Origin of the sequence: Halomonas sp. ISL-56, assembly GCF_018612805.1 — a bacterium.
Lineage (GTDB): Bacteria > Pseudomonadota > Gammaproteobacteria > Pseudomonadales > Halomonadaceae > Vreelandella.
Genome location: NZ_JAGGRO010000030.1, coordinates 1 through 6,037, shown reverse-complemented (window position 1 = coordinate 6,037; position 6,037 = coordinate 1). Strand labels below are relative to the sequence as shown.

General features: G+C 56.9%; 2 protein-coding genes. Both read left to right on the top strand.

Annotated elements, in window-relative coordinates:
- A partial coding sequence (locus J7J49_RS21185) for a phosphopantetheine-binding protein (RefSeq protein WP_215095462.1) occupies positions 1 to 416 on the top strand: 416 nt, incomplete at its 5' end.
- Positions 413 to 6,037, top strand: a 5,625-nt coding sequence (locus J7J49_RS21180; RefSeq protein ID WP_215095460.1) for a non-ribosomal peptide synthetase, incomplete at its 3' end; no start/stop codon positions are given. The genes J7J49_RS21185 and J7J49_RS21180, both read left to right, overlap by 4 nt.

Sequence of the window (6,037 nt, the reverse complement as noted above, 5' to 3'; positions counted from 1 at the left end):
GCTATATGGTGCCGAGCGTCGTAGTCATTCTCGATGCACTGCCGCTGAATGCCAACGGCAAGGTGGATCGCAAGGTGTTGCCCGAGCCTGACTTAGGCAGTGGCTCACGATACGAGCCACCCCAGGGAGAGGTGGAAGAAGCGCTGGCGGAGATCTGGGCCGATGTGTTGGGCGTGGCGCAGGTTGGCTGCCATGACAACTTCTTTGAATTGGGTGGCCATTCGCTGCTCGCTGTGCAGGTGGTGGCTCGTGTTCAAGCTGATATGCAGGTTGAGCTCCATATGTCTGAAGTATTTAAGAGTCCACTTCTAAGCGCTTTAGCAGAATGTATTGTCGCGCTAAACCAAGGCCACAGTTTCGAGAAGTCACTCGCGGACATTGATTCCTTTATCGACAGCATGGAGACCGTTCAATGAGTAGCATAGATGCCCATCGAATTGCAGAACGCTTTGCCTGCTTGTCGGCTGAGCAGCGCCGTGTGGTTTACGAAAAAATTCGTACTCAAGGGCTGGGCATCGGCCAGTTTCCTATTCTTAGGCGATCTGGTTCTCAGTTGAGTATTTGCTCACCTTCCTATGCCCAACTGCGCCAGTGGTTTCTGTGGCGCATGGATCCTCAAAGCAGCGCTTACCATATTACTGGTGCTCTGAACCTGAAGGGCTCGCTGGATACTGCTGCATTGCGGGGCAGCTTCGCCGATTTGATATCTCGTCATGAAGCATTGCGCACAGTGTTCCGTGGTGATGGCGAGGGTGGGGTGATGCAAGTGCTGCAGGCCGAGAGTAACTTCGCATTGCATGAAGCCGACCTAGGCCATATGCCGAGGGATGAGCGCGAAGCGGCAATAAAAAGTCAGATTGATCGGCTTTGCAATGATTCTTTCGATCTGGAACAGGGGCCGCTGTTGCGGGTGGGGCTACTACGCTTAGCAGAAGAGAAACACCTTTTGGTGGTGGTAATGCACCACATCATCTCCGATGGCCGGTCGATGCAGTTGATCATCGATGAGTTTGTTGCGGACTACTCCGTTCGTGTGGCAGGGGAGGCATGGCAGCCACCCGCTTTGCCGATTCAATATGCCGATTATGCACTATGGCAGCGTCAGTGGATGGAGGCGGGTGAAAAAGAGCGTCAACTGGCCTATTGGCAGGCGGAGCTGGGGGATGAGCATCCTGTATTGGAACTGCCGACCGATCGCCCGCGCCGCAATGATGGACACTATCACGCTGCGCGCCACGCAATAGTGCTCCCTGCCTCGGTAGTGAGCAAATTGCGTCAGCAGGCCCAGGCGAAGGGCGCCACCCTGTTTATGACACTACTGACAGGTTTCCAGTCACTGCTATATCGCTATACGGGGCACGAAGATATCCGGGTCGGGGTTCCGATCGCCAACCGCCACCGCACGGAAACCCAAGGCGTGGTGGGCTTCTTCGTTAATACGCAGGTACTCCGTAACCCGTTGAATGGTCGCCTGAGCTTGGCCAAGGCGCTGGAGCAGGGAAAACGTGCGGCGCTAGGCGCGCAAGAGCATCAGGATCTACCTTTTGAACAGTTAGTGGAGGCGCTTCAGCCGGATCGTAGTCTGAGCCAGACGCCGCTATTCCAGGTGATGTTCAACCACCAGCGGCAGGATCATGGGGAGTTGCCGACACTACCAGGACTGGAACTAAGCAGTTGGCCACTAGATAAGGGCGAGGCGCAGTTCGAGCTGACGCTGGATGTGGTAGAGCGCGCGGATGATTTCCTTAAGGCAAGTTTCGTTTATGCAAAAGAGTTGTTCGATTCAATTACCATTGAGCGTCTAGCGCAGCACTATACGGCTATGCTACAGGCGCTGGTAGAGACGCCGGAGTGTGCGCTGGGCGATATTGAGTTGCTAGATAAAACCGAACAACGTCAATTACAGGAGTGGGGGGAAAACTCTCAGCGGTATCCCGATGCATCACCTGTTCACCACCTGATCGAGCGGCAGGCTGCGGTAATCCCTGAGGCCACGGCACTAGTATTCGAAGATCAGTCACTCAGCTATGGCGAGCTTAATACCCGCGCTAATCAGCTGGCCCACTATCTGATTGGATTGGGCATAGATTCCGAGACCCGGGTGGGCATCGCCATGGAGCGATCCATCGAGATGGTGGTGGGGCTGCTGGCGATCCTAAAAGCGGGCGGCGCCTACGTGCCGCTGGATCCGGATTACCCTGCCGAGCGACTGGCCTATATGGTCGAGGACAGCGGCATCGAGCTGCTGCTTACCCATCAGCATCTTCGCGATACGCTGCCGGTGGCCGATGAGCTGAACGTCATTGAGTTGGATCGGTTGAATATTGCTCACCATGCGCCGACCAATCCGAACGTGGCCCTGCACGGCGAAAATCTTGCTTATGTGATCTACACCTCGGGCTCCACCGGGCGGCCCAAGGGCGCGGCCAACCACCACAAAGCGCTGATCAACCGCCTGCAGTGGATGCAGCAGGTCTACGGCCTAACGTCCGACGATGCGGTGCTGCAGAAGACACCGTTCAGCTTCGACGTCTCAGTGTGGGAGTTCTTCTGGCCGCTGATGCAGGGGGCTAGACTGGTGATGGCGCCACCAGGTGCCCATCGCGAGCCGGCGCAGCTGGTCGAATTAATACGTACTCACAAGATCACCACGCTGCACTTCGTGCCGTCGATGATGCAGGCCTTCCTGGCCCATGGTGAGGTAGAAGCCTGTACCAGTCTGACGCGCCTGGTATGCAGCGGAGAAGCGCTGCCGGCGGAGCTGCAGAATCAGATATTTGCTCGCTTGCCTCATACGGCGCTCTATAACCTCTACGGCCCCACCGAAGCGGCGATTGATGTTACCCACTGGACGTGCCAAGCCGATGGGCGCAACCAGGTAGCGATCGGCCAGCCGATCTCTGGCATCCGTACCTATGTGCTGGACGGTGATCTTAATTTGGCACCGCCTGGGGTCGCGGGTGAACTCTATCTTGGTGGCGTGGGCTTGGCTCGTGGCTACCTACACCGCCCTGACCTTACCGCAGAACGTTTTAGCGCTGATCCATTTGTGCCGGGCGAGCGCCTCTACCGCACCGGCGACCTGGTGCGTTGGCGCGACGACGGTCAGCTTGAGTATCTGGGCCGCCTGGATCACCAGGTGAAGATCCGCGGCCTGCGTATCGAGCTTGGCGAGATCGAATCTGAGCTGTTATCTCAGCCGGAAATTCGTGAGGCGGTTGTGGTCGCCCAAGAAGGCCCCATGGGGGCGAGGTTGTTAGCGTATGTGGTTTCACACGCAGATGTAGAGCTCGACACTAGCGCTTTACGTGAGCAATTGGGCCAGCAACTGCCAGACTATATGGTGCCGGGCGTTGTGGTAGAACTCGATGCACTCCCGCTGAATGCTAATGGTAAGGTGGATCGCAAGGCCCTGCCCGTACCGGATTTGACCGGTAGCTCGCAGTACGATCCGCCTCAAGGCGAGGTGGAAGAAGCGCTGGCGGAGATTTGGTCAGAGATGCTTGGCGTCGAAAGGGTGGGCCGCCTAGACAACTTCTTCGAGCTGGGTGGCCATTCGTTGTTGGCTCTGAAGGTGTTGGAACAAATGCGGCATCGGGGACTAACCGCGCAGGTGCGTACGCTGTTCCAGCACCCGGAACTAACAGCTTTTGCGCAAGCGTTGATGCAAGCACCCGAGCAAGCTGAGATCATCATCCCACCCAATCTGATTCCTCACGATTGTCAGGCTCTCCAGCCCGAGATGATGACGCTAATCGAGCTCAATGCAGAAGAACTTCGTGAGATCGAAGCCGCTGTTCCCGGTGGCGCTAGCAATATTCAGGATATCTACCCGCTGGCACCGTTGCAGGAGGGGATTCTCTTCCATCATCGGCTGCAAGAAGATGGCGATGCCTATGTGACGCCGCGTTTGCTTGGTTTCGACAGCCGAGAACGACTGGAAACCTTTATTGACGATTTTAACCAGTTGATTGTCCGCCACGATATTCTGCGTACTGCTGTGTTGTGGGAGAACCTGCATCAGCCGGTGCAGGTGGTTTGCCGTCATGTTGCGTTAGATATTGCATGGCCAACGGTGCCGGATGAGACCACCGGCCGAGTGGCCGAATGGTTATACACCCAGGTAGATCCTGAACACCATCGCCTCGATATACGCCGAGCACCTATGCTACGAGCGCTGGCTGTATACGATGCTGAGCACGGTCGCTGGTTGCTGCAGCTACCTAGCCACCACCTCATCATGGATCACACCACCCTTGAGCTACTGGTGGAAGAGATTGCCCTGATCCAACAAGGTCGCGAGGACGAACTGCCCAAGCCGATCCCATTCCGCAATTTCGTAGCGCAGGCCCGTCTAGGGGTAAGTCTGGAAGAGCACGCAGCCTTCTTTAGAGAGCACTTGGGCGGTGTTGACGAGCCGACCGCGCCCTTCGGGCTACTAGATGTTCGTGGCGATGGCAGCGATATCGAAGAAGTGCGCGTTCCTCTGAACGCGGAACTGGCCCAGCAAGTTCGGCAACAGGCCCATCGTTATGGTGTTAGCACGGCTAGCCTATTCCATTTAGCCTGGGCCTTAGTGCTGAGCAAGACCACTGGTCGGGACGATGTGGTGTTCGGTACCGTGCTGTTTGGGCGTATGCAGGGTGCCGAGGGTTCCGAACGGGCGCTGGGGATGTTTATTAATACGCTACCCGTGCTTATCAAAGTGGGGGCTCAAGGTGCCGATAAGTGCCTGCGCCAAACCCACGAAACTCTATCGGCACTGCTGCATCATGAACATGCCAGTCTTGGCCTTGCGCAGCGCTGCAGCGGGCTACCTAGTGGCATGCCGCTTTTCACCAGTCTGCTGAACTATCGCTATAGCGCACCTAAGCACGAAGGTAGTTCCAATCATGCCTGGGAGGGAATGGAAGTGCTGGGTGGCCAGGAGCGTACCAATTACCCACTTGGTATGGCGGTAGATGATCTCGTAGAGGGCTTCCAGCTAGTAGGACAGGTGAGCCGTTTGATAGGCGCTCAGCGATTGTGTGTTTACATGCAGTCGGCTGTGTCCGGCATCGTAGCAAGCCTGCAAAATGCGCCACAGCAAGCGATAAGTGAGATCAGCCTGCTAGGTAAAAATGAGCGGCAGTTGTTGAGCAAGTGGGGTGAGAATACTCAACAGCCTTCCGAGGCTGCACCAATCCATCAACTGATCGAACGCCAGGTTGCGACAACCCCAGAGGCTACGGCGTTAGTATTTGAAGATCAGTCCCTCAGCTACGCTGAACTCAATACCTGCGCCAACCGTTTGGCCCACTACCTGATTGGTCTGGGCGTAAAACCCGAGACTCGGGTGGGCATCGCTATGGAACGTTCCATCGACATGGTGGTGGGACTAGTGGCAACCCTTAAGGCGGGGGGCGCCTATGTGCCGCTGGATCCCGAGTATCCCTCGGAGCGGTTGGCGTTCATCGCCGACGATAGTGGCATCGAGCTGCTGCTGACCCAGCACCACTTGCGCGCGTCCTTGCCGGTAGCGGATGGCCTAAGTGTTGTTGAGTTGGATCGGCTAGATGTTGCGCATCACGCTTCTACCAATCCAGCGGTGACGCTGCACGGCGAGCACCTCGCTTATGTGATTTACACCTCAGGCTCCACCGGGCGGCCCAAGGGCGCGGCCATCCGCCATGATGCCCTGACCAACTGCATGGTCTGGATGCAGGAGACCTACCAGCTCACCGATACCGATGCCGTACTGCATAAGGCGCCGTTCGGGTTCGACGTCTCGGTTTGGGAGATTTTCTGGCCGCTGAGTGTTGGGGCACGTTTGGTGATCGCCCAACCGGGCGACCATCGCGATCCAGAGCGCATCATTGAGCTGATCCAGCGGCACGGCGTTACCACGCTCAATTTTGTGCCCTCAATGCTAAAGGCCTTCTTGGCCTATCCCGATGTTAAGACCAAGACGCGGCTCAAGCATATTATGTGCGGTGGCGAGGCCGTTCCAGCCACGTTACAGCAGGACGTGGCTGAGTGTCTCGACGGTGCCCACCTG